The following is a 26,029-nucleotide window of genomic DNA, read 5'->3' as shown; positions in this document are numbered from 1 at the left end:
TGGCGTCGGTTTTCATGTCTGCAACACAGGGTCACCCGCGCTTGTAGACGATTTCCTTGGTGCCGCCTTCACAGCTACCCACTACCTCGCCGTCAGCAGTGGCGCCTTTATCTACAATTTCCAGCGAATAACTCGAAACGCCTTTGGCATCGATTTTTGCGGCAATTTCGCTTTTCAGCTCTTCACAAGGCTTGCCCGCCGCCAGGACCGTGCCCGCCATACTCAACAAGCCTATCGCCAATAGAAGCTTCTTCATCCGTCACTTTCCTTGCGCTGATCGAAAAGAGCGCGCCAACGCTCGTCGCGTCGGCACCTGAGGTGTAACGAAGCTTATGGCAATCGGCCAGCTCGCAAGTTCAACCCGCGCAATCAACTATTGGCAATACGGAAGCCCACCTTGAGCGTGACCTGAAAATGCGCCGCCTTGCCATCCTTGATATGACCCCGGGTTTCAGTCACTTCAAACCACTCCAAGTGCTTGATGCTCTTGCTGGCCTCGGCCAAGGCATTGTTGATGGCATCTTCGATGCTGGTAGGGGACGAGCCCACCAATTCGACTTTCTTGTAAGTGTGATGATTGGTCATGACAGTTCTCCTTAATTGTAAATGAAGCCTAGCAGCGATTCCTCGTACCGCTTCTGGCGACGACTCCTATTCAAAAGTTCAGATTTACTGCACTTTCTGAAACCGCCGGAGTCGGAATCAACACACACCACTCAATCACTTCAGGAGAGCCCACATGGCCAACACTTCTTTACGCAAAGCGTCATTGGAAAGCATGGAAGCCGAGATTTCGAGCCTGCTCAAATCCCTTGAAAGCCTCAAGGATGATGCATCGGACGAGTCGCGAAAAACCTTGAAGGCCCTGAAAAGCAATGCCGAAAATGCCCTCAAGCATTCTCGTCACCTGATCAGCGATGCCTATGAAGAAAGCAAAGTCAAACTCCGTGAAACCAGTGTCGCAACCCGAGACTACGCGCAGGAACACCCATGGACTACAGCTGGCGTTGCCGTCGGCGCGCTGGGGCTGCTGGCCGCCTACCTGCTGTGCAAGCGCGGCAACTAAACATCCTGGCGCGCCAGCTCAGCCTTGAGCCATTGCGCCAGTTGCCAAGCCCGTCCGTCCGCGGCGCGCTTGGGTAGCCACAGCGCCAGTTGCGCCGGGGTTTGACTGAAACCCCACGGCGCAACCAGGCGCCCTGCTCGCAGGTCTTCGGCCACCAGCGGCTCAGGAGCAATCGCCACCCCCAGGCCAGCCACGGCCGCCTCCAGCAAATAATACAAATGCTCGAAACCCTGCCCGTACGTCAACGCATCAGCGTCAATCCCATGGTGCTGTGCCCAACTGGGCCAGGCTTGCGGGCGCGAGGTAGTGTGCAATAGGGGTTCACCGAGCAACGCCGCGGCAGGCGCCTGGCGCAGACGCTCGTAATGGGCAAAACGCGGGCTTATCACCGGCCCGATGCGTTCGCTGGCTAATTCATAGACCTGCATGTCGGTCGGCCACGGCGGCTCGGCAAATACCAATAGGGCGTCAAGCCCTGGGCGCCTTGGATCAAGATCGCCTTCACCGGCCGACAAATGCAGCCGCAAGTCCGGCAACTCGGCGTTCAAGCGCCCCAAGCGTGGGATAAACCAGCGCGCCAGCAAGCTTCCTGAACAACCGAGAACGAACGGTGCATCGGCGCTGCTTTGGGTCAGCTCAGCGCAGACATCCCGCAAACGCTCAAATGCTTCAAAACTGGCCTCGCGCAGCCTTGCACCCGCATCTGTGAGTTTAATGCCGCGCCCATCCTTGGCAAAAAGACTCACGCCCAGGTGCTCTTCCAGCACCTTCAATTGCCGGCTGACGGCACCATGGGTTACGTGTAATTGCTCGGCAGCCTGGCTTACGCTATTAAACCGGGCAGTGGCTTCGAACGCACGCAGCGCGTTCAGCGGGGGAAGGTCTCGGCTCATGGTATATGTGAGTTTTCCTGACATGTCATGGCAATCTTATCGGTTTTCACCGCCCAACGTCAGAGGTAGAGTGGCCTTCATTGCCACTCAAACACATTCTTCCTGGAGCGTCCCATGACTCAGACCGATTTACGCAACGGCCCTGACGCCAACGGCCTGTTTGGCGCGTTCGGCGGCCGCTACGTGGCGGAAACCCTGATGCCGCTGATCCTCGACCTGGCCCGCGAATACGAAGCGGCGAAGATCGACCCGGCCTTCAACAAAGAGCTGGCCTATTTCCAGCGCGACTACGTTGGACGCCCAAGCCCGCTGTATTTTGCCGAACGCCTGACCGAGTTCTGTGGCGGCGCCAAGATCTACCTCAAGCGCGAAGAGCTGAACCACACCGGCGCGCACAAGATCAATAACTGCATCGGCCAGATCCTGCTGGCGCGACGCATGGGCAAAAAGCGCATCATCGCCGAGACCGGCGCCGGCATGCACGGCGTGGCCACCGCGACTGTCGCCGCGCGCTTTGGCCTGCAATGCGTGATCTACATGGGCACCACCGACATCGAGCGCCAGCAGGCCAACGTGTTCCGCATGAAGCTTTTGGGCGCCGAGGTAATCCCGGTGGTCGCCGGCACCGGCACCCTCAAAGATGCGATGAATGAAGCCCTGCGTGATTGGGTAACCAACGTTGACAGCACCTTCTACCTGATCGGCACCGTGGCCGGCCCACACCCTTACCCTGCGATGGTGCGCGACTTCCAGGCCGTGATCGGCAAGGAAACCCGCGATCAGTTGCAAGCCCAGGAAGGCCGCCTGCCCGACAGCCTGGTGGCCTGCATCGGCGGCGGCTCCAACGCCATGGGCCTGTTCCACCCGTTCCTGGATGACACCAGCGTAGAGATCATCGGCGTTGAAGCGGCCGGTCATGGGATCGAAACCGGCAAGCACGCCGCCAGCCTCAACGGCGGCGTACCGGGCGTGCTTCACGGCAACCGCACCTTCCTGCTGCAGGACGAAGACGGCCAGATCATCGACGCCCACTCGATTTCCGCTGGCCTGGACTACCCCGGCATCGGCCCTGAACACGCCTGGTTGCATGACATCGGCCGCGTCCAGTACACCTCGGTGACTGACAACGAAGCCCTCGACGCCTTTCACCAATGCTGCCGCCTGGAAGGGATTATTCCTGCCCTGGAAAGCGCCCACGCCCTGGCCGAAGTGTTCAAACGCGCACCGACCCTGCCCAAGGATCACCTGATGGTGGTCAACCTGTCGGGCCGTGGCGACAAAGACATGCAAACCGTGATGCACCACATGGAACTCTCTCAACAGCAGGAGAAACACTGATGAGCCGCCTGCAAACGCGTTTTGCGCAACTCAAGGAACAAAACCGTGCAGCCCTGGTGACCTTCATCACCGCCGGCGACCCCGGTTATGACACTTCCTTGAAGATCCTCAAGGGCTTGCCTGCGGCCGGTGCGGACGTGATCGAACTGGGCATGCCGTTCACCGACCCGATGGCCGACGGCCCGGCCATCCAACTGGCCAATATCCGTGCGCTGACCGCCAAGCAAAACCTGGCGAAAACCCTCGAAATGGTCCGCGAGTTCCGCAAGGACAACAACGATACGCCGCTGGTGCTGATGGGCTATTTCAACCCGATTCACATGTATGGCGTGCCGCGTTTCATCAGCGATGCCAAGGAGGCGGGGGTTGATGGCCTGATCGTGGTCGACATGCCGCCAGAGCATAACAGCGAGCTCTGCGACCCGGCCCAGGCCGCCGGTATCGACTTCATCCGCCTGACCACTCCGACGACTGACGACGTGCGCTTGCCCACTGTGCTCAACGGCAGCTCCGGGTTTGTGTACTACGTGTCGGTCGCCGGCGTGACCGGTGCCGGTGCCGCCACCCTGGAGCACGTCGAAGAAGCCGTAACCCGCCTGCGCCGCCATACCGACCTGCCCATCAGCATCGGCTTCGGCATTCGCACCCCGGAGCAAGCCGCTGCCATCGCTCGCCTGGCGGACGGCGTGGTGGTGGGTTCGGCGCTGATTGATCACATCGCCAATGCCAGCAACGATGAGCAGGCTATCGATGGGGTCTTGAGTCTCTGTGCGGCGTTATCGGATGGTGTGCGTAACGCCCGCCGGTAAGTGGTTCATCAGCCATAGAGGGTGAACGATAACGGGCGACGCAACGTCGCCCGTTAAATCGCTACAGCTCGATACGTTCGACTTTTCCCACCAGCAGTATGTAGGACAATGCGCCCAACAGCGCCAGCACAGCGATGTAGGTAATCGCCGGCGCAAACGAATCGCCGCTGGCCAGGAAGCCGATCACGATGGGCGTGGTAATTGCCGACAGGTTGCCAATGAAGTTGAACACACCGCCGGTCAAACCCAGCAGGCGTGCCGGAGCCAGGGTCGATACCAGCGACCAGGTAATCGATGCCAGGCCATTGCCGAAGAATGCCACCGCCAGGCATGCAATCACCAACGGCGTCGAGTCAACAAAGTTGGCACCGATGATCGCCGTAGAGATCAGCAGGCCACTGATAATCGGCAGCTTGCGGGCAAAGCCTACGGACGCGCCCCGGCGAATCAGCCAGTCGGAAAACAGCCCCGAACACAACACGCCAACGAACGCCGCGAGAAAGGGCAGGGACGCCAGCAAGCCAGACTTGATGAAGTCCATACCGCGATATTTCACCAGGTAGGTAGGAAACCACGTCAGGAAAAACCACAGGGTCGAGTTAAGGCAGAACTGTCCCAGGTAAATGCCCCACAGCTTGCGCTTGCTCAGGACAATACCCAGGTCGACCCAACTGAAGGGTGTCTTGCGTTTGGCGGTTTGCTCTTGAATATCCACCAACCCGCCACCTTCGCGGATCAGTTCGATTTCAGCCGCATTGGCGCCTTTGAAATCCTTGGGCTCGCGATACACCGCGTACCAGATCAGCGCCCACACAATACCCACCGCCCCGGTACTGACAAACACCATGTGCCAGCCGTAGTGATGCTGCAACCAGGCCAGCACCGGCGTAAGGAAAGCCAGCCCGACGAACTGCCCGGAGGTGTAGAAGCCAATAGCCGTGGCCCGTTCACGTTCGGGGAACCAGGTGGTGACCACGCGGTTGTTAATGGGGTAGGCGGGCGCTTCCAGGGCGCCCACCGCCATGCGCAACACAAACAGCGCGATAAAGCTGGCAGCAAAGCCAAGCATTACCGTAGCAATGGACCACAACAGCAGGGCGACGGTGTACAGGATGCGCGGCGGCACCCTATCCACCAACCAGCCACCGGGGATCTGCATGGCGGCATAGGTCCAGCCGAATGCCGAGAAAATCAGCCCGACATGCACCGGGTCGATGCCCAGGTCGCTGGTCAGGGCCGGAGCGGCAATCGACAAGTTGCTGCGGTCCAGGTAGTTGATCACCACCGTGATGAACAGCAGCACCATGATGAAATAGCGCTTGCGACTGGGCGCCACCAACGGCGCGGCCGTGGTGCTTTGAGGAGGAATCATGGAAGCCTCTTTTTATGATTGTTGAGGACAGGAGGTACATTGATCGTTCCCACGCGTTGCGTGGGAGCGATCAATTCGCGGCGATCACCACTCGGCAAAACTGCCGTCGGCATGGCGCCAGATCGGGTTGCGCCAGCGGTGGCCGATAGCGGCACGCTCGATCACATATTCCTCGTTGATCTCAATGCCCAGGCCCGGCCCGTTGGGGATTTTCACAAAACCCTGGTCGTAGTCGAAAACACCGGGATCGCGCACGTAATCCAGCAGGTCGTTACTCTCGTTGTAATGAATGCCCAGGCTCTGTTCCTGGATAAAAGCGTTGTAGCAAACCGCGTCCAGTTGCAGGCATGCCGCCAGGGCAATCGGGCCCAACGGACAGTGCAGGGCCAGGGCCACATCGTAGGCTTCGGCCATGTTGGCGATCTTGCGGGTTTCGGTGATACCGCCCGCGTGGGATGCATCAGGCTGAATGATGTCGACGTAGCCTTCGCTGAGCACGCGCTTGAAGTCCCAGCGCGAGAACAGCCGCTCGCCGAGGGCAATCGGGGTACTGGTCAGGGGTGCCAGTTCCTTGAGCGCTTCGTAGTTTTCACTGAGTACCGGCTCTTCGATGAACATCAACTTGTACGGGTCCAGCTCCTTCATCAGCACCTTGGCCATGGGCTTGTGCACCCGGCCATGAAAGTCGACGCCGATGCCGACGTTCGGCCCTACCGCATCACGCACCGCGGCGACATTGGCCAGGGCCTGGTCGACTTTGTCGAAGGTGTCGAGAAACTGCAGCTCTTCGGTGCCGTTCATCTTCACCGCGGTAAAACCGCGGGACACTGCTTCTTTTGCAGCACGGGCCGTGTCCGCTGGGCGGTCGCCACCAATCCACGAGTACACACGGATCTTGTCCCGCACCTGGCCACCCAGCAGGTCGCTGACGGAGACGCCGAGGGCCTTGCCTTTGATGTCCCACAGCGCCTGGTCGATACCGGCCAGGGCACTCATATGGATCGCGCCGCCCCGGTAGAAGCCGCCGCGATAGAGCACGGTCCAGATATCTTCGATATTGCGTGGGTCTTTGCCGATCAGGTAGTCAGACAACTCCTCAACAGCAGCGGCCACGGTGTGGGCACGGCCCTCGACCACGGGCTCGCCCCAACCGGTCACGCCCTCGTCGGTTTCCACCTTGAGGAAGCACCAGCGCGGCGGCACGATGAAGGTCGTCAGTTTGGTAATTTTCATCTCTTGTCTCTCTTATAGATGCAGCGCCAAGGGCGCGGAACTTGAATCAGCTCAAGGCGTTCCAGGCTGCGACATAAGCCTTGGCGCGGCTCGCTACCTGTTCGACAGTCATGCCTGGCTTGAACAACCCGGAGCCCAAGCCAAAGCCCTTGACGCCAGCGTCGATAAACACCTGCATGTTGTCCGGGGTGATCCCGCCCACCGGCAGCAATACCGTGCCCGCCGGCAATACGGCGAGCCAGGCCTTGACCACCGCCGGGCCCATTTGCTCGGCCGGGAACAGCTTCAACACGTCGGCACCTTCGGCCAGCGCCGCGAACGCTTCGGTAGGCGTGGCAACGCCCGGCGACAGATACAGGCCCGCCGCCCTGGCTGCACGCAATACCTTGGGATCGCTGTGGGGCATGACGATCACCTGGCCACCAGCGGCTTTCACCTGCTCCACCTGTTCCGGTGTAAGCACCGTGCCGGCACCGATCAGGCAATCAGCCGGCAGGCTGTCCCGTAGGATGCGGATGCTGGTGTAAGGGTCCGGCGAGTTGAGCGGTACTTCGATCACACGAAACCCTGCCTCGTACAACACCTGGCCGATCGCCAAGGCCTCATCCGGGCGTAGGCCCCGCAGGATTGCGACCAAACCGTTGTGTGTCAGCGCTTGCTTGAGCATGTCAGGCCTCTAGTCAGATTGAACGGATGCAGGCAGCAACCCGGCCGCGACCGCCAACTGCCACAAGCCACGCTCGGTAGCCTCTTGTGCGAGGGTCACATGGGAGAAACCGCAAAGTGCGAGCGCCCGCTGGTAGCGGGTGCACAGTTGAGTGTTACCCACCAGCACGATATCGAGGGGCTGGCCGCTGTTGAGTGCCGACAGCTCATGGCCAATCAACAGGCCGGATAAATAGTCCGCTTGCTCATGGCCCGCCAGCTCACCAGTCAGCCCCAGGGTGCGGGCGCTAAACAAGGTCGATAGCGGCCCACGCTGGCCATCTGCCGACAACGCTACCTGTACACCCCGATCAAAAGCCTCGGTTTGAAACTGCACAGACGGTTGTTGGGTGCGCCCCAGGATGCTGTGCTGGCTGAGCACGGCGAACAGTTCACCCGTCATGAAGGTGTCGAAATGTGTGATGCAGCCTTCCACCACCTCGACCCATTTTGAATGGCTGCCAGGCAGGCCGATCAAGCGTCGGCTGGCCGGGCCGACAGGCAGGTTCTGCAGCACCCCCAGCACTTGGGTTTCTTCGCCGCGCATCACGTTAGGCAGGGCCGACCGTTGGATCACACCGGGCACGATATGCACGTCGACGCCTCGCAGGCTACGCACCACGTGCAATGCCTGGCCGAGGGTAGCGACATCGGCGGGCGTATCGCGATAAGCCGCTTCACTCCAGCCCTGGGCACTGCCGACCATACCGCAGGCAATGACGGGGAGCGTGGGCTGTGCATCCAGCCAATCGCCGCAGGCGGCATCAAACGCCAACTCGAAACCATCAGCACACCAAATGCCTGCGATGTCCCGGGGCTCGGTGGGCAGGTGCATGATCCCCGACGCCAGCGAGCGGTGTTCAAGGACGTGGCCGCCTGGGCCGAGTTTATAAGCACGAAGGGAACTGGTTCCCCAATCGAGCGCGATCAATTGCGCCGGCATCGCTTCACCTGAATTCTGTGAGTGCTGAAAAAGCAGATGAGCGAATATAAACCTACGGCCGGACAAATCTCAATATATAAATATCAATCCCATATATAGGGAGGCAATAACTAAAAACCTACACTTTTCGCGACTTTAACAGCGGGCAAAGGTGAGGAATGCCGTGGTAAGGCGATGTTTAAAAAATCGACAGATCCAACGGCCGCATCGCCCCCATCCAGATGGCGTGCTCGGTGTGGTCCTTCAAGTCATCGCCGGTGTCGGGATGCAGGAACACCACCAGCCCGTTGCGATTAAGCGCCAGCCATGGCAACACCACGCCGATGTATTCCGGCTCGAACGCCAACTGACAGCTCCAATCTGGATGCGGCCCCACCGGGCGCTCGTGCACCCGCCCCATGCGCAGCGCAAACAATTGCGCGGCATCGCAGCAGAGCTTGCGCGCCTGGTCGATCGTACTGGCGTCAAAATAGATATGGGCGTGATAGCCCTTGATACGCTGCATGACGGACTCCGGACTCAATGAGTGGCAAATCCTAGACCGCTATGGACGGCAGGGCCAGACCCGTCAGGGATCGTGCGCTACTGGCCTGCTCCGTCACCAGCCAGTCGACAAAACGCTGGATCAACTGCCCCCGTCGTTTGCGCTGGGGCAGCACTACGTAATAACCAAAGCGCGAGATCACCGTGTCGCCAATCGGCCGACACAGCCACTTTTGTTCCAGCAAGTTATCCACCAGGTGCCGCCAGCCAATCGCCACGCCCTGGCCGGCGATCGCCGCCTGGATCAATAGCGTGTAGTTGTCAAAGCGCAGTTGGCCAGGCGCCGGCGCGGTGGTGAGGCCCAACTCGCGGAATACGCCGCTCCAGTCGAACCATTGGTAGTGGTTTTCCTGGCGCAGGTGCAGCAAGGGGTACTCCTGCAAGCTATGCACAGACAGCGGCGTCGTACGGTCCTTGAGCAATTGTGGGCTGCACACCGGGAACACTTCCTCATTGAACAGCCACAGGCTTTCACCCTGTTTGAAACGGCCGTCGCCAAACAGCAGAGCCACATCAATGTCGCTGCGCAACGTGGCGTGGTTGCGTTCGCTGGTGACCAGGCTGACATCCACCTGGGGATTGGCTGCATGGAAGCGATGCAAACGCGGCATCAACCAGTACGCGGCGAAGGCAAAGTCCGTCGCCACTTGTAGTACTTCGTGCTGGTCTTGCTGGGTGATGGTGCTCAAGCCCTGGTTGATGTTTTGCAAGCCGACCTGCACATGCTCAAACAACAGGAGGCCGGCATCGGTCAGTTCGATGCCACGGTAGATGCGATCAAACAGGCGCACCGCCAACTGCTCTTCCAGGCGCTTGATCTGTTGGCTGATGGCCGGCTGGGTGGTGCCCAGTTCCATCGCCGCCGCAGTAAAGCTGCGCTGACGCGCTGCCACCTCAAAGGCGCGCAGCAGGTCCAGTGACAAACCGCCGAGGGCTTCATACATAAGCTGTGCTTATCCTAGACATTGCTTTTCATGGGCTTTACCAGGATTTTTATGGCCTGCATGCTCAATCGCATAAATATTGACTATGGAATGCCGAGAAACCATGAAGCGCAAGAACATTCTTTTCATCATGGCCGATCAAATGGCCGCGCCGCTGCTTCCGTTCTACGCTCCTTCGCCTATCAAACTGCCCAACCTGAGCCGTCTCGCCGCCCAAGGCGTGGTGTTTGACGCCGCCTATTGCAACAGCCCCCTGTGTGCGCCATCACGCTTTACCCTGGTCAGTGGCCAGTTGCCGAGCAAGATTGGCGCCTACGACAACGCAGCGGACTTTCCTGCCGATGTGCCGACCTATGCTCACTACCTGCGCCGCCTCGGCTACCGCACGGCGCTGTCGGGCAAGATGCATTTCTGCGGCCCCGATCAACTCCACGGCTATGAAGAACGCCTGACCAGCGATATCTACCCGGCCGATTATGGCTGGGCAGTGAACTGGGATGAGCCGGACGTGCGGCCGACCTGGTACCACAACATGGCCTCGGTGCTGCAAGCCGGCCCGTGTGTGCGCACCAACCAGCTGGATTTCGATGAAGAGGTGGTGTTCAAGGCCCAGCAATACCTGTTCGACCATATTCGCGAGGATGGCGACCAACCGTTCTGCCTGACCGTGTCCATGACCCATCCACATGACCCCTACACCATTCCCAAGCCATTCTGGGACCTGTACGACGACAACGACATCCCGCTGCCTACAACCCCGCCACAGGCCGATCTCGATCCGCACTCCCAGCGTCTGCTCAAGGTTTACGACCTGTGGGACAAGCCGCTGCCCGTGGACAAGATCCGCGACGCTCGCCGTGCCTACTTTGGCGCCTGCAGCTACATCGACAGCAACGTCGGCAAGCTGCTGCAAACCCTGGAAGACGCAGGCCTGGCAGACGACACCATCATCATTTTCTCCGGCGACCATGGCGACATGCTCGGCGAGCGCGGCCTCTGGTACAAAATGCACTGGTTTGAAATGGCCGCACGGGTACCGCTGCTGATCAGTGCGCCGGGGCAATTTGCGGCAAGCCGGGTGACGGCGGCCGTGTCGACCGCCGACCTGCTGCCCACCCTGGTGGAACTGGCCGGCGGAGAGCTGGAAGCCAACCTGCCCCTGGACGGCCGCTCGCTGGTCCCGCACTTGCAAGGGCAGGGCGGGCATGACGAGGTGTTCGGCGAATACATGGCCGAAGGCACCATCGGACCGCTGATGATGATCCGCCGTGGCGCCTACAAATTCATCTACAGCGAAGACGATCCGTGTCTATTGTTCGATGTGCATAATGATCCCCGCGAGCAGGAAGAGCTCAGCCAGTCGCCCGAGCATCGGCCACTGTTCGACGCCTTCCTGAGTGAGGCGCGGGCCAAATGGGATATGCCGGCGATCCACCAACAGGTGCTCGCCAGCCAACGTCGTCGGCGGCTGGTCAGCCAGGCATTGACCCAAGGCAAGCTGAAGAGTTGGGACCACCAGCCACTGGTAGACGCCAGTCAGCAATACATGCGTAACCATATCGACCTCGACGATCTGGAGCGCAAGGCACGTTACCCACAACCCTGCCAAAACCAATAAAACCAAGGGGAAGGCCATGATGAAGTTATCCACAGCATTGAGCGTCGGGCTGCTGGCGTTGAGCAGTGCCAACGCGTATGCAGAGCAAAGTTGCGAGACAGTAAAGATGGCCGATCCGGGCTGGAGCGACATTGCCGCGACCAATGCCATCACCGGTTTCCTCTTGAGCGGCATGGGTTACAAGGCCAAGGTCGACACGCTGGCAGTACCCATCACCTTCGGCGGGCTCAAGGACGGCCAGGTGGATGTATTCCTGGGTAACTGGATGCCGGCGCAGCAAGGCTTCTACGACAAGTTCGTGGCCAATGGCGATGTGGTGCAACTGGCGAAAAACCTCGACGGCACCGAGTTCACTCTCGCGGTGCCGGATTATGTGTGGGACGCCGGCGTGCATGACTTTTCCGACCTGGACAAGTTTGCCGACAAATTCGGCAAGAAGATCTACGGCATCGGTTCGGGTGCGCCGGCCAATATCTCGCTAACAGAGATCATCAAGAAAAATGACTTCGAGCTGGGCCAGTGGAAGCTGATCGAATCCAGTGAACAAGCGATGCTGGCCGAAGTATCCCGGGCGGTGAAGAGACAGCGTTTCGTGGCATTCCTCGGCTGGACGCCGCACCCGATGAACGTACAGTTGAAGATGCGTTACCTCAAGGGTGGGGAGAAGTACTTTGGTGACACTGGCAGCGTGTATACCTTGACCCGCAAAGGGTATGCGCAAGCCTGCCCCAACGTCGGGAAGCTGCTGAGCAACCTGAGTTTCACCCAGGAGATGGAGAACAGCATCATGGCCGAGGTGGTGAACAAGAAAATCAACAATGGTGAAGCGGCAAAGGCGTGGATCAAGGCCAATCCGGCTGTTCTGGATAAATGGCTGGAGGGCGTTAAAACCATAGATGGCCAGGATGCGCTGGCGGCGGTGAAAGCCAAGCTCTGACACGCTGATCGATGCTCATGTGATCGTTCCCACGCTCTGCGTGGGAACGATCATTGCCAGCCTGTTAACCTGACTCAAACCTTCTTACCCGAGCGCCCAATGCCCCGGCTCAACCGCCATACACTCTTGCCCTTCCTCAGTTGGCTCCCGCGCCAGACCCGCGCCAGCGTCGGTCGGGACGCCATCGTCGGCCTCAGTGGCGCAGTCCTGGCGTTGCCGCAATCCATCGCCTACGCATTGATCGCCGGCCTGCCACCGGAATACGGCCTGTACGCCGCGATCATCCCGGTGCTGATCGCCTGTCTCTGGGGCTCGTCCTGGCATTTGATCTGCGGCCCGACGGCGGCGATTTCCATCGTGCTCTACGCCAGCATCAGCCCGCTGGCGGTGCCCGGTTCCCAGGACTACATCACCCTGATCTTGCTGCTGACCTTTCTGGCCGGGGTGTTCCAGTGGTTGCTGGGCATGTTGCGTTTCGGTGCATTGGTGAATTTCGTCTCACATTCGGTGGTGCTTGGTTTCACTCTGGGCGCGGCGGTGGTGATTGTCTTGGGCCAACTGCCCAACCTGCTGGGGCTGGACCTGCCGAGCGAGGCGACAGCCATTAATAGCCTGTTGGCGCTCATCAACCACGCAGGGGAGTGGGACCGCCCCTCACTGCTGCTCGGGCTCGGCACTTTGGCCGTGGGGATACTGCTCAAACTCGTGGTTCCGCGCTGGCCGACCTTGCTGATTGCCTTGGCCCTCGGCAGCCTCGTGGCCTGGTTGTGGCCGGCGATGTTCGGGCATGTGGCGCTGGTCAGCGCCTTTGTCGGCAAACTGCCGCCGTTCAGCCCGCTGCCGATGGACCTGGATCTACTCCTGCGCCTACTACCCAGCGCCGTGGCGGTGGGCATGCTGGGGCTGGTGACCAGCCTGTCGATTGCCCGCTCGCTGTCGGCGCGCTCGCAGCAACTGCTCGATGCCAATCAAGAAGTTCGCGCCCAGGGCCTGTCGAACATGGTTGGCGGATTTTTCTCCGGGTATTTATCGGCGGGGTCGTTCACACGGTCGGGCCTGAGTTTTGAAGCCGGTGCCCGCTCACCATTGGCGGGCGTGTTCTCGGCATTGTGGGTCGCACTGTTTGCGCTGTCCGGCGCCGCGTTGATCGCCCATATCCCCATTCCAAGCATGGCCGCCAGCATCTTGCTGATTTGCTGGGGCCTGGTGGATCATCGGGGTATTCGGGCGTTATTCCGGGTCAGCCGCGCCGAGTTCCTGGTGATGAGCCTGACCTGTGTTGCCACGCTGCTGCTGGAGTTGCAGACGGCGATCTACGCCGGGGTGCTGGCGTCATTGTTTTTCTACCTCAAGCGCACCTCGCAGCCACGGGTCCAGCAATGGCGTGAGGGCGAAGAAGATGTGTTGCGGGTCGGCGGGTCGATCTTTTTCGGAGCCAGCCATTATCTGCAAGTGCGCCTGCAAAGCCTTCAAGGCGAGCGGGTGGTGATCGAGGCGCAGCAGATCAACTTTATCGACTATTCCGGGGTGGAGATGTTGCACCAGGAAGCGCGGCGGCTGAAGGGTTTAGGGCGCAGCCTGGTGTTGCGTCGGGCCAGGCCACAGGTGGTGGATGAGTTGAGAAAGCTGGAAGGGGTCGACCACTGCCCCATCTATTTCGAGGACTGAGCACCGCTTCCTGTAGCCGCTGACGAGGCACGAGGCTGCGATGCGCGTCCGCAGGACCGCCTCGGGGGCTGCTACGCAGCCCATCGCAGCCTCGTGCCTCGTCAGCGGCTACAAAGAGCCAGTTGCCGGCGCAATTCAGCCAACACCGGCGCCGTATCCGGGCGCACACCGCGCCACAGGAAAAACGCTTGCGCCGCCTGTTCCACCAGCATGCCCAGGCCATCCATCGCTACCGCAGCGCCCTGTTGATTGGCCCAGCGGCAGAACGCCGTCGGCTCCTTGGCATACATCATGTCGTAGCAAACCGTCTTGCCCGGCTCGACCAAACTGCCGGCGATCGGCGGAACATCACCTGACAGGCTGGCGGAAGTGGCGTTGATGATCAGGTCCACCGGCTCGCGCAGCCAGTCGAAACCGCTGGCGGAGACCGGGCCAAGGTCGTCGAACAGCTCAGCCAGTAATTCGGCCTTTTCCACCGTGCGGTTGGCGATGATCAGCGACGCTGGCTTTTCCGCCAGCAACGGTTCCAGCGCACCGCGTACGGCGCCGCCGGCACCGAGCAACAAAATACGTTTGCCCTCAAGGCTCAACCCGGCATTTACCGTCAGGTCCCGCACCAGGCCGGCGCCGTCGGTGTTGTCACCCAACAGGCTGCCATCCGCCAGTTTGCTCAGGGTGTTGACCGCACCCGCACGCCGGGCACGTTCGGTCAGGGTGTTAGCCAGGTGATAGGCCTCCTCCTTGAACGGCACTGTGACATTGGCGCCACGCCCTTGCTGGAAAAACTCACGGGCACAACCCGTGAAGTCCTCCAACGGCGCCAGCAAGGTGTGGTACTCCAACTGCTCGCCCGTCTGCTCGGCAAACAGGCGATGGATCAACGGCGACTTGCTGTGGCCGATGGGATTGCCGAAGACGACATAACGATCCATCAGACTGCCGCCTTGGGCGCAGCAACGCCAAGCCAGTCGCGATCTTGCAGAAAGTAGTCGGTCAGGCGCGCCTCTTCGCTGCCCACAGCAGCTTTCCAGTCATAGCTCCAACGCACCTGCGGCGGCAGCGACATCAAGATCGATTCGGTGCGGCCACCCGATTGCAGGCCGAACAGCGTGCCACGGTCGTAGACCAGGTTGAACTCCACGTAGCGGCCACGACGAAATTCCTGGAATTCACGCTGCTGCCCGGTATACGCCATGGCCTGGCGACGCTTGACGATAGGCAGGTAGGCCTCGATGTAGGCATCGCCGATAGCGCGCATGAAAGCGAAGCAGGTGTCAAAGCCCCACTCGTTCAAATCATCGAAGAACAAGCCGCCGACGCCTCGAGGTTCGTTGCGATGCTTGATGTGGAAGTAGCTGTCGCACCAGGCCTTGTAGCGCGAATACACCTGCGGACCGAACGGTGCGCAAGCCTGCTCAGCCACGCGATGCCAATGAATGCAGTCTTCTTCATTGCCGTAGTAGGGCGTCAGGTCGAAACCGCCACCGAACCACCACACGGGCTCTTCGCCCTCTTTTTCGGCAATGAAAAAGCGCACGTTGGCGTGGGACGTCGGCACATGAGGGTTGTGGGGGTGAATCACCAGCGACACACCCAGGGCTTCGAAACCGCGACCGGCGAGCTCCGGGCGATGAGCGCTGGCGGACGGCGGCAAGCCGCTGCCGAAGACGTGGGAAAAGTTGACGCCGCCTTTTTCGATCACCGAGCCGTTTTCGATTACGCGGGTGCGACCGCCCCCTCCGGCAGGCCGGGTCCAGGCGTCTTCGATAAAGCGAGTATCTGTCTCGAAGGTTTCCAGGGCACTGCAAATACGGTCTTGCAGGTCGAGCAGGTAGGCTTTAACAGCCTCGGTGCGAGTAGTCATGGCATCACCTTGAATCGGGCAAAGCTACGCGAGGCCATTGGGCGTCGGCGGCAAATGGGCACACAGGATACCATCGCGCCGGGTGCATCCGCAGTTGACGAAGATCAAGCTTAGGAGTTCGATAGGAGCCCTTCGCGACATTGACTTGAGGAGAGTGCAGATGGCCAAGCGTATCCAGTTCCGTGCCCATGGCGGCCCCGAAGTACTTGAGTATGTCGACTACGCGCCGGCAGAACCGGGCCCGCAACAGGTTCGCGTGAGCAACAAGGCTATTGGCTTGAACTTCATCGATACCTATTTCCGCAGCGGCCTGTACGCACCACCGGCCTTGCCGTCGGGCCTGGGCGCGGAAGGCGCCGGAGTGGTCGATGCCGTGGGTAGTGAAGTCACCCAGTTCAAGGTCGGCGACCGTGTGGCCTATGGCAGCGGTCCATTGGGCGCCTACAGCGGGTTGCATGTGTTGCCAGCCGCCAACCTGGTGCATTTGCCGCAAGAGATCAGCTTTGAACAAGCCGCAGGCGCCATGCTCAAGGGGCTGACCGTGCAATACCTGCTGCGCCAGACTTATGAGTTGAAAGGCGGCGAAACCATCCTGTTCCACGCCGCTGCCGGTGGCGTCGGTTCCCTGGCCTGCCAGTGGGCCAAGGCCCTGGGCGTGAAGTTGATCGGTACCGTCAGTTCGCCGGAAAAAGCCGCGCTGGCCAAATCCCTTGGGGCCTGGGAAACCATCGACTACAGCAAGGAAAACGTCGCACAACGTGTGCTGGAACTAACCGACGGCAAGAAATGCCCGGTGGTGTACGACGGCGTGGGTAAGGACACCTGGCTGACCTCGCTGGACTGCGTGGCGCCGCGCGGGCTGATGGTGAGTTTCGGTAATGCCTCCGGTGCGGTGGACGGCGTCAACCTGGGAATTCTCTCGGCCAAGGGCTCGCTGTATGTGACACGGCCGACACTGGCGACCTATGCCAGCAATCCGACGGATTTGCAGGTGATGGCAGACGATCTGTTTTCGATGATCACAAGTGGCAAGGTGAGGATTGATATCAATCAGCGCTATTCGTTGGCGGATGCGGCGAAGGCGCAGACGGAGCTGTCGGCGCGGCGCACGACTGGGTCAACGATTCTGTTGCCGTAAGAAAACTGCTTGCGGCTGGGCATTCCCGCGCTCTGGCGTGGGAATACCGCCCTGAACACTCTGCGTGCGTTTTTAAACCTACGAAGGCCTTACCACCTCACCACTGGCCAAATCCCGAATCAGGCTAGGGTTCTTGCGCCCACCCAGGTTGCCACCCAACACCAAGTCCACCTGCCCACGGAAATACTGCTCCACGCGAATGCGCGTGCGCGCGGCCGGGCGACCTTGAGGGTTGGCCGAGGTAGAAATCAGTGGCCCCACCAACGAACACAAATCCCGCACCAACGGATGGTCGCTGACTCGTAGCGCTACGGTGTCATGCACACCCGTGACCCATTCGGGCAGCAAATTCTGATGAGGCACCAGCCAGGTGTTAGGACCCGGCCAGGTACTGGCCATGCGGTCTATCCACAGGTCAGGAAAGTCTTCGAAGAGAAAATCGAACTGACGAATATTGTCGGCAACCAGGATCAGGCCCTTATCCACGGAACGGTTTTTGATCGCCAGCAAGCGATCCACCGCCTCCTCATTCCAGGGATCACAGCCCAGGCCCCAGACTGCCTCGGTTGGATAGGCAATCACCGCGCCTGCGCGAATTTCTCGTGCGGCTTCTTGAACGCGCCACCTGTTGACCATTACTCACTCTCCGGACTAAAGCTCTGCGCAGTTTACCGATCTTCGTTACAAAACCTAGCTGCGCGCAAGCCAGCGTCCACTTTCGCAGATCACCCGGCCTTCCAGTTCCAGTTCCGTGAGGATGGCGAGCACCTGGGACAACGCCTGGCCACTGGCAGCCGCCAAGGCTTCACTGGTGTGGGGAGCGGCGTGCAGCAGTGCCACCAGCGGGTGAGTTACCGGAGTCGGCACCGGGCGGGACAACGCTTGCCAGCCCCGCAGGCCTTCGAGAATGTGCTCGATAGTTTCTACCAGCACCGCGCCATCGCGAATCAGTTGGTGGCAGCCCTTGGCGCCGGGGTGATGGATGGATCCAGGAATCGCATACACCTCGCGTCCTTGCTCCGCCGCCAGCCGGGCAGTGATCAACGAGCCACTGGCAATGCTGGCCTCCACGACCAACACGCCAAGGGACAAGCCACTGATGATGCGATTGCGCCGTGGGAAGTTACCCGCCTGGGGTGCGGCATCCAGCGCAAACTCGGAAACCACTGCGCTGCCCTGGGCAATCATCGCCGCGGCCAGGCGTTGGTGGCGTTGTGGATAAAAATTTTCCAAGCCGGTGCCCAGCACGCCGATTGTCTGCCCACCGACATCCAAAGCCGCCTGGTGCGCCGCGCCGTCTATTCCCAATGCCAAGCCGCTGGTGATGACAAAACCGGCACCTGCCAGGCTTCGGGAAAACGCCGCTGCGGTGTCCATTCCTGGCCGGGAGGCGCGACGACTGCCCACCATGGCCAGTTGTGGTTTTTCCAGTATGCTCGGGTCGCCAGCGACAAATAACAACGGCGGCGCATCGGTGATTTCTGCCAACAATGCGGGATAGTCCGGCTGGTCCCACATCAGCAAATGCTGGGCCGGGCGCTCAAGCCAGGCCAATGCGGCACTGGCGCCGTCGCGCACTTGCTGACTACGCCGGGCCTCGCTGCAAGCCGACGGCAACCCCAGGGAACGCCAGGCGCTGGCTGGCGCGCTGATAGCTTTGGAAGCCGAGCCAAAGGCCTCGATCAATGTTTTGAAACGCCTGGGCCCAAGCTCCGGGAGCCGATGCAAACGTAGCCGGGCTTCCAGTTCTGCCGGGGAAAAGGTACGGGTATCTGTCGACGACATCTGATCATCCTTGATCGGAACAAGCTGTGGATAACTCTGTTAGTAACTTATTAGCAGGCTAATTATTGTATTTGATCAGGACTCTCGAAACGGTCCATCACCGCCAGGGAGCGTGAGGCGTTGAGGACCAATCCGTAACTGAGCTTTTCATAGGTACGAAACACCAACAGGGTACCGGCACGCTCGTCAGGCATCTTCACCGCAATGCCTGTGATGGGGTCGCGCACAATTGCCCCGGCTTTCATGACTGCCAGCAAATGGCCTTCCATCAGGCCGTCGCGACGCCCCTTGTTCAGGGTCACTGCATCGAGCACACCAATTTGGGTCACGCCCCGGGGCACATCAATGATTCGTCCCTTAACGCCATCGGCGGGCGACTGGGCCAGTAGCTCCGGCAGGGGTGCAAAGGGGAGCGCAGCGAGTAAACGATCCCCAGGGCGCACCTCCTGGGTCACGCGCTGTACCGCCAGGGTCGTCACGTCTCCCGCCACCACAAAGCGAGCGGTGCCGATGTCATCGGCATTGATTCCCAGGAGTTCATGGCTGTCAGGGTCGGTGTAGACCTTGCCCCGACGGAAGATCCCATAGGTGGGCTGCGCAGGGTTCAAGACGCCTCGTGCATGAATACGCTCGCCATTGCCACCCAATACCCGCCCAGCCGCGGCAGCAACAATGTAAGGCGCGTTATCCAGAATGTGCGGGGTATCAACAATTCGATTGTGTAGCAAAAAGCGCTGGATGGCCTTGCGGGTATGGCTGTCCAGCACCTGCAGATGCGGTGGATAAATGTCAGTGGCGGGAGCGGGTACATGGGCCTCGGCGACCATGGCCCACAACAGCAAGACGAGTAGCGATTTCCTCATGGGGTGAATCTCCTTTATTATGTACGTTCGCGTGAAACGCCTTGGCCTTCGCGGCTTTCGAGCGTTTTCCACCGGCAGCCCGGGTCCATCCCGGTGCCGACTTGCCTTTACCTCACATGTGCAGCAATTACGCTTATGGCTATTTTGAACATCCTCGAATTTCCGGACTCACGCCTGCGCACTATCGCCAAGCCAGTGGCCGTAGTGGACGCCAAGGTTCGTCAGTTGGTCGATGACATGTTTGAAACAATGTATGAAGCACCGGGTATCGGCCTCGCCGCGACCCAGGTCGACGTGCATCAGCGCGTCGTGGTCATGGACCTGTCCGAAGATCGCAGCGAGCCTCTGGTGTTTATCAACCCAGAGTTCGAAACCCTGACCGACGAGATGGGCCAGTACCAGGAAGGTTGCCTGTCGGTACCGGACTTCTACGAGAACGTCGACCGCCCGCAGCAGGTCAAGATCAAGGCCCTGGACCGCGACGGCAAGCCGTTCGAGCTGGTTGCCGAAGGCCTGTTGGCGGTGTGCATCCAACACGAGTGCGATCACCTCAACGGCAAGTTGTTCGTCGATTACCTGTCCACGCTTAAACGCGACCGGATCAAGAAAAAGCTGGAAAAGAAACATCGCCAGCAAGCTTGATTCCTTTCTTTCAAAGGCTTGCTCCGGCAAGCCTTTTTCTTTTGTGAGACGTTTCCCATGACCGAGCCACTGCGCATCGTTTTTGCCGGTACCCCCGAGTTTGCCGCCGAACACCTCAAGGCCCTGCTCGACAGCCCCCACGAGATCGTCGCGGTTTATACCCAGCCGGACCGTCCGGCGGGTCGTGGTCAAAAACTGATGCCCAGCCCGGTCAAGCAGCTTGCTCTGGAGAACAATATTGTCGTGCTGCAACCGCCGACCCTGCGCAACGTCGAGGCCCAGGCCGAGCTCGCCGCGTTGAACCCCGACCTGCTGGTGGTAGTGGCCTATGGGTTGATCCTGCCCCAGGCGGTGTTGGATATCCCGCGACTGGGCTGCATCAACAGCCATGCGTCCTTGCTGCCGCGCTGGCGCGGTGCTGCGCCGATCCAGCGCGCCGTCGAAGCCGGTGATGCGATGAGCGGCGTGACCGTGATGCGCATGGAAGCAGGCCTGGACACCGGTCCGATGCTGCTGAAAGTCACCACACCGATCAGCGCTGAAGACACCGGCGGCAGCCTGCATGACCGCCTGGCCGAAATGGGCCCGCCCGCCGTCGTCCAGGCCATCGCCGCTCTGGCGGCAGGCACTCTGGAAGGCGAAATCCAGGACGATAGCCTCGCCACCTACGCCCACAAATTAAACAAGGACGAAGCACGCATCGACTGGAGCCGTCCGGCGGCTGAGCTGGAGCGACTGGTGCGCGCCTTCAACCCATGGCCGGTCTGCCACAGCACTCTCAATGGCGAAGCCTTGAAGGTCCTGAGCGCTAGCCTGAGCGAAGGTAAGGGCGCCCCAGGCGAGATCATCGGAGCCAGCAAAGACGGCCTGCTGGTCGCCTGCGGTGAACAAGCACTGTGTCTGACCCGTCTGCAATTGCCCGGCGGCAAGGCGTTGAACTTCAGCGATTTATTCAACAGTCGCCGTGAGAAATTTGCCGTCGGGATCATTCTCGGCCAAGCGGTGGACGCCCAATGAACCCACGTCTGGCCGCCGCCAAGGCCCTGGCCGCCGTGCTCAACGGCAAGGCTTCCCTCAACAGCTCGTTGCCGACCCAGTTGGATAAAGTCGAAGACCGTGACCGCGGCTTCACTCAAGACCTGGCCTTTGGCACCGCCCGCTGGCAGCCGCGTCTGTCCGCGCTGGCGGCCAAGTTGCTGCAAAAACCGTTCAAGGCTGCGGATGCCGATGTCGAGGCATTGCTGCTGGTGGGTCTCTACCAGTTGCTCTATACCCGCGTCCCGGCCCACGCCGCCATCGGCGAAACCGTCGGTTGCGCCGATAAACTAAAAAAACCTTGGGCCAAGGCCCTGCTCAACGCCGTGCTGCGCCGCGCCCAGCGCGAGAGCGAGGCGCTGCTGGCCGAGCTGGAACATGACCCGGTGGTGCGCACTGCTCATCCACGCTGGTTGCAAAAGTCCCTGAAAGCCTTCTGGCCCCAGCAATGGGAAGCCATCTGTACGGCCAACAACGCCCACCCTCCAATGATCTTGCGGGTCAATCGCCGTCATAACAGCCGCGGTGCTTACCTCAATCTGCTAAGCGAAGCCGGTATCGCTGCCACAGCGTGTGTCTACAGCCAGGACGGCATCGTGCTCGACGCCGCTGGCGATGTACGCAACCTGCCAGGCTTTGCCGAAGGCTGGATCAGCGTACAGGACGAAGCCGCCCAACTGGCCGCGGGCCTCTTGGACTTGGCCCCAGGCCAACGGGTGCTGGACGCTTGCTGCGCACCAGGCGGCAAGACTTGCCACATCCTGGAAGTCGAGCCCGGCCTGGCCAGCGTGGTGGCCGTGGACCTGGAAGCCAAACGCCTGGTGCGCGTGCGGGAAAACCTGGCGCGCCTGGGCCTGAGTGCCGAGCTGATCGCCGCCGATGGCCGCGACACAACCACTTGGTGGGACGGCAAACCGTTCCAGCGCATCCTGCTGGATGCCCCCTGCTCCGCCACCGGCGTGATTCGCCGCCATCCAGACATCAAGCTGACCCGCCAACCCGACGACATCGCCGCCTTGGCCGTGCTGCAAGGCGAGTTGCTTGACGCACTGTGGCCCACCCTGGAAGTCGGTGGCGTCCTGCTTTATGCCACCTGCTCGACGCTGCCCACCGAGAACACCCAAGTAATCGAAGCCTTCCTGGCCCGCACCAGCGGCGCGCGCGAGTTGGACCTCGACATTCAGGCCGGGATCAAGCAGCCTCATGGACGCCAGTTACTGGCCCAGGAAGGCGGCCACGATGGCTTCTACTACGCCAAGCTGATCAAGATTGCCGCCGCACGCGGCGCAATGGTTTAAGGGAGTAAATGGGTGAAAATCATCATCCTCGGCGCAGGGCAGGTCGGCGGTACGCTGGCCGAGCATTTGGCCAGCGAAGCCAATGACATCACCGTGGTCGACACCGACGGCGAACGCCTGCGTAACCTGGGCGATCGCCTGGACATCCGCACCGTCCAGGGTCACGCCTCGTTCCCCACGGTGCTGCGCCAGGCCGGAGCGGACGATGCCGACATGCTGGTGGCGGTCACCAACAGCGACGAGACCAATATGGTCGCCTGCCAGGTTGCCCACACGTTGTTCCACACTCCGACCAAAATCGCCCGGGTACGTGAGGCCGCCTACCTGACCCGCGCCGGGCTGTTCGACAACGACGCGATTCCGGTGGACGTACTGATCAGCCCGGAGCAGGTGGTTACCCATTACATCAAGCGCCTGATCGAGATTCCCGGCGCCTTGCAGGTGATCGACTTCGCCGAAGGCAAGGCCCAACTGGTGGCGGTCAAGGCCTATTACGGCGGGCCGTTGGTAGGCCAACAACTGCGGCAGTTGCGTGAGCATATGCCGAATGTCGAAACCCGAGTGGCCGCGATCTTCCGCCGCGACCGACCGATACTGCCCCAGGGTGATACGGTAATCGAGGCTGACGACGAAGTGTTTTTCATCGCCGCCAAGGCCAATATTCGCGCAGTGATGAGCGAAATGCGCCGCCTGGACGAGAACTACAAGCGTATCGTCATCGCTGGCGGCGGGCAGATCGGCGAGCGTCTGGCCGAGGCCATCGAAAGCCGCTATCAGGTGAAAATCATCGAGATGAATCCGAGCCGGTGCCGGTATTTGTCCGACACCCTCGACAGCACCGTCGTCTTGCAAGGCAGTGCCTCGGACCGCGATTTGCTACTGGAAGAAAATATCGCCGACGCCGACATCTTCCTGGCCCTGACCAACGACGACGAGGCCAACATCATGTCGTCCTTGCTGGCCAAGCGGTTGGGGGCGAAGAAGGTGATGACCATCATCAATAACCCGGCCTACGTCGACCTGATCCAGGGCGGCGATATCGACATCGCCATCAGCCCGCAACTGGCGACCATCGGTACTTTGCTGGCCCACGTGCGCCGCGGCGATATCGTCAGCGTGCACTCACTGCGCCGGGGCGCGGCTGAAGCCATCGAGGCGATTGCCCATGGTGACTCGAAGTCGAGCAAGGTGATAGGCAAGGCAATCCGTGACATTGGCTTGCCGCCTGGGACAACCATCGGCGCGATCATTCGTGATGAAGAGGTGATCATCGCCCACGACGACACAGTGATCGCCACGGGCGACCATGTGATTTTGTTCCTTGTGGATAAAAAACATATCCGCGACGTGGAGAAGTTGTTCCACGTGGGGTTGAGCTTTTTCTGATTAAACGGAGTACACCTGCATGCTCGAATCCCTGGAGAAGATGCTGGCCAAGGGTGTGGATAACTCGCTTCTTCGCTTCGGCTTGGGCAAGGGCTATCTGGATCTGAAGGACAATGCCAAGGCGGCGGAACATTTGCAGAAGTGCGTCGAATTTGATCCAAAGTATTCGGCGGCGTGGAAGCTGCTGGGCAAGGCGCAACTGGGGCAGGCTGATCACGCCGCTGCACGGCAAGCGTGGGAGAAGGGCATTGAAGCGGCCCAGGCCCATGGCGACAAGCAGGCCGAAAAAGAGATGAGCGTATTTCTGAAGAAGCTGGCCAAACAACAGTAGGAGCGAGCTTGCTCGCGAAGATCGTTAACGATGACGCGTACAGACTGAATGTACGCGGTGCTCTTGAGTTTTTCGCGAGCAAGCTCGCTCCTACAGGGTGATCGTTCCCACGTGGGAACGATCAGTCGATCAGTACCACCGCGCCTCACCCGGGGGGCGTTTCTTGAAGCGCTTCATGCTCCACATGTACTGGCTCGGATAAGCCCCGACATAGCGCTCCACGACCTTGCTCATCGCCGCGCATGAGGTGGCGGTGTCGGTGCTGTACATATCTTCTGGCGCAGCTTCCAGAATAACTTTATAGCCAGAGCCATCCGGCAGCCGCAGGGCGTGCAGGAATACCCCCACCGCTTTACCGCCCGCCAACATATTCGGCACAAACTTGCTGGTCAGCGCCTGGGTGGCGAAGAACGGCACGAAGATCCCGGCAGACTCTGACGGCTCCGGGTCGGCGGGAATGCCCACCTGACCGCCTTTGCGTACTTCCTTGATGACGCTGAGGATGCCTTCCTTGGTGGACGCCGCCACCCGGTTGCCCAATTGCACCCGCTGTTTGCGCAGCAGGTCATCCACCGCCTTGAGCTTGGGCGGGCGATAGAAAATGATCGGTTTGCACTGGCTGCAATAGAAATGGTTCAGCACTTCCCAGTTGCCCAAGTGGCTGGTGATGCCCACCACACCCTTGCCGGAGGCCAGCGCCTCATGGAGCACTTCCAGGCCTTCGACTTCGCGCACCAGGTCTATGGAGCGCTGGGCCGGCCAGATCCAGGCACAGGCGCTTTCGGTCAAGGACTTGCCAATGTCCATAAGGCTCTGGCCCGCAAGACGCTCACGCGCGGCCGGGTCCATGTCCGGGAAGCACTTGGAAAGGTTGATCCGCACCGTCTCGCGGGAGCGGTTAGGGGTTTTCCACATGATCCAGCCAATGGCTGTGCCTACCGCCTGGACAGCGCGCCAGGGCAGCAGGGCAAACAACCGAAGAGCGCCTACCAGCAAGGCGCCTTTAAACTTTTCCACAGGTCACTCCTGATATTGTGCGGTGCGCAAAGTGCACCATTCTAACCGGCGTTGACGAGGGTAGCGTAACGGTCACAGTCCTGGGTGTGATCCATGACCATGCCCGAGGCCTGCATGAATGCGTAACAGATGGTCGGGCCGACGAAGGTGAAGCCGGCTTTTTTCAAGGCGCGGCTCATGGCTTCGGCCTCTGGAGTAATCGCCGGGACTTGGCTGCGGTCCTTGAAATGATTGACCTTGGGCGCGCCACCGACAAACGACCAGAGCAACCCCACCGGGTCTTCCAGCGCCAGCCAGGCTGCGGCATTGCGCCGGGTGGCGTTGAGTTTCAGGCGGTTGCGCACGATGCCCGGATCCTGCATCAATGCCTCGATCTCGGCATCCGTCAACTGCGCCAGCCGTTGTGCATCAAAGCCGAACAAGACCTGTCGATAATGCTCGCGCTTGCGTAAAACGGTGATCCAGGACAGGCCCGCCTGGAACCCTTCGAGCAAAAGCAGTTCAAACAAACCCTGCGCATCGCGCAGCGGCGTTCCCCACTCCTGATCGTGATAAGCCATGTACAGCGGATCTTCAGAACACCAAAAGCAGCGTGGCATAA

Annotated in this window: 28 protein-coding genes; 12 read left to right on the top strand and 16 right to left on the bottom strand. The window is 60.5% G+C overall.

Annotated elements, in window-relative coordinates; translation table 11 throughout:
* Positions 1 to 31 precede the first annotated feature (31 nt).
* Both GIR22_RS01125 and GIR22_RS01120 read right to left on the bottom strand, forming a co-directional pair.
* Positions 32 to 256, bottom strand: a complete 225-nt coding sequence (locus tag GIR22_RS01125) for a DUF1161 domain-containing protein (protein WP_154741496.1) — start codon at positions 254 to 256, stop codon at positions 32 to 34.
* Between the two features lie 113 nt (positions 257 to 369).
* Positions 370 to 585 carry a dodecin gene (locus GIR22_RS01120; protein ID WP_154741495.1) on the bottom strand — a complete coding sequence of 72 codons (216 nt, stop codon included), beginning with the start codon at positions 583 to 585 and terminating at the stop codon, positions 370 to 372.
* A gap of 154 nt (positions 586 to 739) precedes the next feature.
* Here GIR22_RS01120 and GIR22_RS01115 point away from each other — a divergent pair, with 154 nt between their 5' ends.
* The gene (locus GIR22_RS01115; protein WP_154741494.1) at positions 740 to 1,066 is read left to right on the top strand and encodes an ElaB/YgaM/YqjD family protein; all 327 of its coding nucleotides are present in this window, start codon (positions 740 to 742) and stop codon (positions 1,064 to 1,066) included.
* Here the strand turns inward: GIR22_RS01115 and GIR22_RS01110 are convergent.
* The gene (locus GIR22_RS01110) at positions 1,063 to 1,959 is read right to left on the bottom strand and encodes a LysR family transcriptional regulator (RefSeq protein WP_154741493.1); all 897 of its coding nucleotides are present in this window, start codon (positions 1,957 to 1,959) and stop codon (positions 1,063 to 1,065) included. The genes GIR22_RS01115 and GIR22_RS01110 overlap by 4 nt on opposite strands.
* 114 nt (positions 1,960 to 2,073) lie before the next feature.
* Between GIR22_RS01110 and trpB the strand changes: the two genes are divergently transcribed.
* Complete coding sequence (trpB, locus tag GIR22_RS01105; protein WP_154741492.1) at positions 2,074 to 3,297, top strand: tryptophan synthase subunit beta; 1,224 nt, start codon at positions 2,074 to 2,076, stop codon at positions 3,295 to 3,297.
* The gene (trpA, locus tag GIR22_RS01100; RefSeq protein WP_154741491.1) at positions 3,297 to 4,106 is read left to right on the top strand and encodes a tryptophan synthase subunit alpha; all 810 of its coding nucleotides are present in this window, start codon (positions 3,297 to 3,299) and stop codon (positions 4,104 to 4,106) included. The genes trpB and trpA overlap by 1 nt, the downstream gene beginning before the upstream one ends.
* 61 nt (positions 4,107 to 4,167) lie before the next feature.
* On the opposite strand, the gene GIR22_RS01095 is transcribed toward trpA, so the two are convergent.
* From GIR22_RS01095 to GIR22_RS01070, 6 genes are all read right to left on the bottom strand, one after another.
* Complete coding sequence (locus tag GIR22_RS01095) at positions 4,168 to 5,478, bottom strand: MFS transporter (protein ID WP_154741490.1); 1,311 nt, start codon at positions 5,476 to 5,478, stop codon at positions 4,168 to 4,170.
* 84 nt (positions 5,479 to 5,562) lie between these two features.
* On the bottom strand, positions 5,563 to 6,711 hold the full coding sequence (gene dgoD / locus GIR22_RS01090; RefSeq protein ID WP_154741489.1) for a galactonate dehydratase: 1,149 nt from the start codon (positions 6,709 to 6,711) through the stop codon (positions 5,563 to 5,565).
* 46 nt (positions 6,712 to 6,757) lie between these two features.
* On the bottom strand, positions 6,758 to 7,378 hold the full coding sequence (locus GIR22_RS01085) for a 2-dehydro-3-deoxy-6-phosphogalactonate aldolase (RefSeq protein WP_154741488.1): 621 nt from the start codon (positions 7,376 to 7,378) through the stop codon (positions 6,758 to 6,760).
* Between the two features lie 9 nt (positions 7,379 to 7,387).
* A complete protein-coding gene (locus GIR22_RS01080) occupies positions 7,388 to 8,359 on the bottom strand; it encodes a 2-dehydro-3-deoxygalactonokinase (protein WP_154741487.1) in 972 nt (323 codons plus the stop codon).
* 178 nt (positions 8,360 to 8,537) lie between these two features.
* Positions 8,538 to 8,864: a DOPA 4,5-dioxygenase family protein gene (locus tag GIR22_RS01075; RefSeq protein WP_154741486.1), complete on the bottom strand. Its 327-nt coding sequence runs from the start codon at positions 8,862 to 8,864 to the stop codon at positions 8,538 to 8,540.
* Between the two features lie 31 nt (positions 8,865 to 8,895).
* Positions 8,896 to 9,846, bottom strand: a complete 951-nt coding sequence (locus tag GIR22_RS01070) for a choline sulfate utilization transcriptional regulator (RefSeq protein ID WP_154741485.1) — start codon at positions 9,844 to 9,846, stop codon at positions 8,896 to 8,898.
* A 103-nt stretch (positions 9,847 to 9,949) separates the two neighbouring features.
* On the opposite strand from GIR22_RS01070, the gene betC reads away from it, so the two are divergent.
* The 3 genes from betC (at position 9,950) to GIR22_RS01055 (ending at position 14,069) form a co-directional block, all read left to right on the top strand.
* Entirely contained in the window at positions 9,950 to 11,464 is a 1,515-nt protein-coding gene (betC, locus tag GIR22_RS01065) for a choline-sulfatase (protein WP_154741484.1), read from the top strand.
* 16 nt (positions 11,465 to 11,480) lie between these two features.
* Positions 11,481 to 12,401, top strand: coding sequence for a choline ABC transporter substrate-binding protein (gene choX / locus GIR22_RS01060; protein ID WP_154741483.1), 921 nt, complete (start codon positions 11,481 to 11,483; stop codon positions 12,399 to 12,401).
* A 99-nt stretch (positions 12,402 to 12,500) separates the two neighbouring features.
* Entirely contained in the window at positions 12,501 to 14,069 is a 1,569-nt protein-coding gene (locus GIR22_RS01055) for a SulP family inorganic anion transporter (protein ID WP_154741482.1), read from the top strand.
* A 101-nt stretch (positions 14,070 to 14,170) separates the two neighbouring features.
* On the opposite strand, the gene aroE is transcribed toward GIR22_RS01055, so the two are convergent.
* Together aroE and hemF are read right to left on the bottom strand one after the other, a co-directional pair.
* Positions 14,171 to 15,001: a shikimate dehydrogenase gene (aroE, locus tag GIR22_RS01050; RefSeq protein WP_154741481.1), complete on the bottom strand. Its 831-nt coding sequence runs from the start codon at positions 14,999 to 15,001 to the stop codon at positions 14,171 to 14,173.
* Positions 15,001 to 15,933, bottom strand: coding sequence for an oxygen-dependent coproporphyrinogen oxidase (gene hemF / locus GIR22_RS01045; RefSeq protein WP_154741480.1), 933 nt, complete (start codon positions 15,931 to 15,933; stop codon positions 15,001 to 15,003). The genes aroE and hemF overlap by 1 nt, the downstream gene beginning before the upstream one ends.
* A gap of 160 nt (positions 15,934 to 16,093) precedes the next feature.
* Between hemF and GIR22_RS01040 the strand changes: the two genes are divergently transcribed.
* A complete protein-coding gene (locus tag GIR22_RS01040; RefSeq protein ID WP_154741479.1) occupies positions 16,094 to 17,071 on the top strand; it encodes an NADPH:quinone reductase in 978 nt (325 codons plus the stop codon).
* A gap of 78 nt (positions 17,072 to 17,149) precedes the next feature.
* On the opposite strand, the gene tsaC is transcribed toward GIR22_RS01040, so the two are convergent.
* From tsaC to GIR22_RS01025, 3 genes are all read right to left on the bottom strand, one after another.
* Positions 17,150 to 17,707 carry an L-threonylcarbamoyladenylate synthase type 1 TsaC gene (tsaC, locus tag GIR22_RS01035; RefSeq protein ID WP_154741478.1) on the bottom strand — a complete coding sequence of 186 codons (558 nt, stop codon included), beginning with the start codon at positions 17,705 to 17,707 and terminating at the stop codon, positions 17,150 to 17,152.
* A gap of 54 nt (positions 17,708 to 17,761) precedes the next feature.
* The gene (gene dprA, locus GIR22_RS01030; protein WP_154741477.1) at positions 17,762 to 18,856 is read right to left on the bottom strand and encodes a DNA-processing protein DprA; all 1,095 of its coding nucleotides are present in this window, start codon (positions 18,854 to 18,856) and stop codon (positions 17,762 to 17,764) included.
* 62 nt (positions 18,857 to 18,918) lie between these two features.
* Complete coding sequence (locus GIR22_RS01025; protein ID WP_154741476.1) at positions 18,919 to 19,719, bottom strand: peptidoglycan-binding protein; 801 nt, start codon at positions 19,717 to 19,719, stop codon at positions 18,919 to 18,921.
* Between the two features lie 135 nt (positions 19,720 to 19,854).
* On the opposite strand from GIR22_RS01025, the gene def reads away from it, so the two are divergent.
* The 5 genes from def to GIR22_RS01000 are packed head-to-tail and all read left to right on the top strand — an operon-like array spanning position 19,855 to position 24,411.
* Positions 19,855 to 20,361, top strand: a complete 507-nt coding sequence (gene def, locus GIR22_RS01020; protein ID WP_154741475.1) for a peptide deformylase — start codon at positions 19,855 to 19,857, stop codon at positions 20,359 to 20,361.
* A 57-nt stretch (positions 20,362 to 20,418) separates the two neighbouring features.
* Entirely contained in the window at positions 20,419 to 21,378 is a 960-nt protein-coding gene (gene fmt / locus GIR22_RS01015; RefSeq protein ID WP_154741474.1) for a methionyl-tRNA formyltransferase, read from the top strand.
* Positions 21,375 to 22,694: a 16S rRNA (cytosine(967)-C(5))-methyltransferase RsmB gene (gene rsmB, locus GIR22_RS01010; RefSeq protein WP_154741473.1), complete on the top strand. Its 1,320-nt coding sequence runs from the start codon at positions 21,375 to 21,377 to the stop codon at positions 22,692 to 22,694. Before fmt ends, rsmB begins: the two co-directional genes overlap by 4 nt.
* Positions 22,695 to 22,706: 12 nt before the next feature.
* Positions 22,707 to 24,080: a Trk system potassium transporter TrkA gene (gene trkA / locus GIR22_RS01005; RefSeq protein WP_178122020.1), complete on the top strand. Its 1,374-nt coding sequence runs from the start codon at positions 22,707 to 22,709 to the stop codon at positions 24,078 to 24,080.
* 19 nt (positions 24,081 to 24,099) lie between these two features.
* Positions 24,100 to 24,411: a tetratricopeptide repeat protein gene (locus GIR22_RS01000; RefSeq protein ID WP_154741472.1), complete on the top strand. Its 312-nt coding sequence runs from the start codon at positions 24,100 to 24,102 to the stop codon at positions 24,409 to 24,411.
* Between the two features lie 129 nt (positions 24,412 to 24,540).
* Here the strand turns inward: GIR22_RS01000 and GIR22_RS00995 are convergent, their stop codons facing one another.
* Together GIR22_RS00995 and GIR22_RS00990 are read right to left on the bottom strand one after the other, a co-directional pair.
* On the bottom strand, positions 24,541 to 25,428 hold the full coding sequence (locus tag GIR22_RS00995) for a lysophospholipid acyltransferase (RefSeq protein WP_178122019.1): 888 nt from the start codon (positions 25,426 to 25,428) through the stop codon (positions 24,541 to 24,543).
* A gap of 41 nt (positions 25,429 to 25,469) precedes the next feature.
* The gene (locus GIR22_RS00990) at positions 25,470 to 26,027 is read right to left on the bottom strand and encodes a DNA-3-methyladenine glycosylase I (RefSeq protein WP_154741471.1); all 558 of its coding nucleotides are present in this window, start codon (positions 26,025 to 26,027) and stop codon (positions 25,470 to 25,472) included.
* Positions 26,028 to 26,029 lie beyond the last annotated feature (2 nt).

Source organism: Pseudomonas karstica, from assembly GCF_009707515.1.
Taxonomy (GTDB): domain Bacteria; phylum Pseudomonadota; class Gammaproteobacteria; order Pseudomonadales; family Pseudomonadaceae; genus Aquipseudomonas; species Aquipseudomonas karstica.
This window is presented reverse-complemented; position numbering and strand designations above follow the sequence as displayed.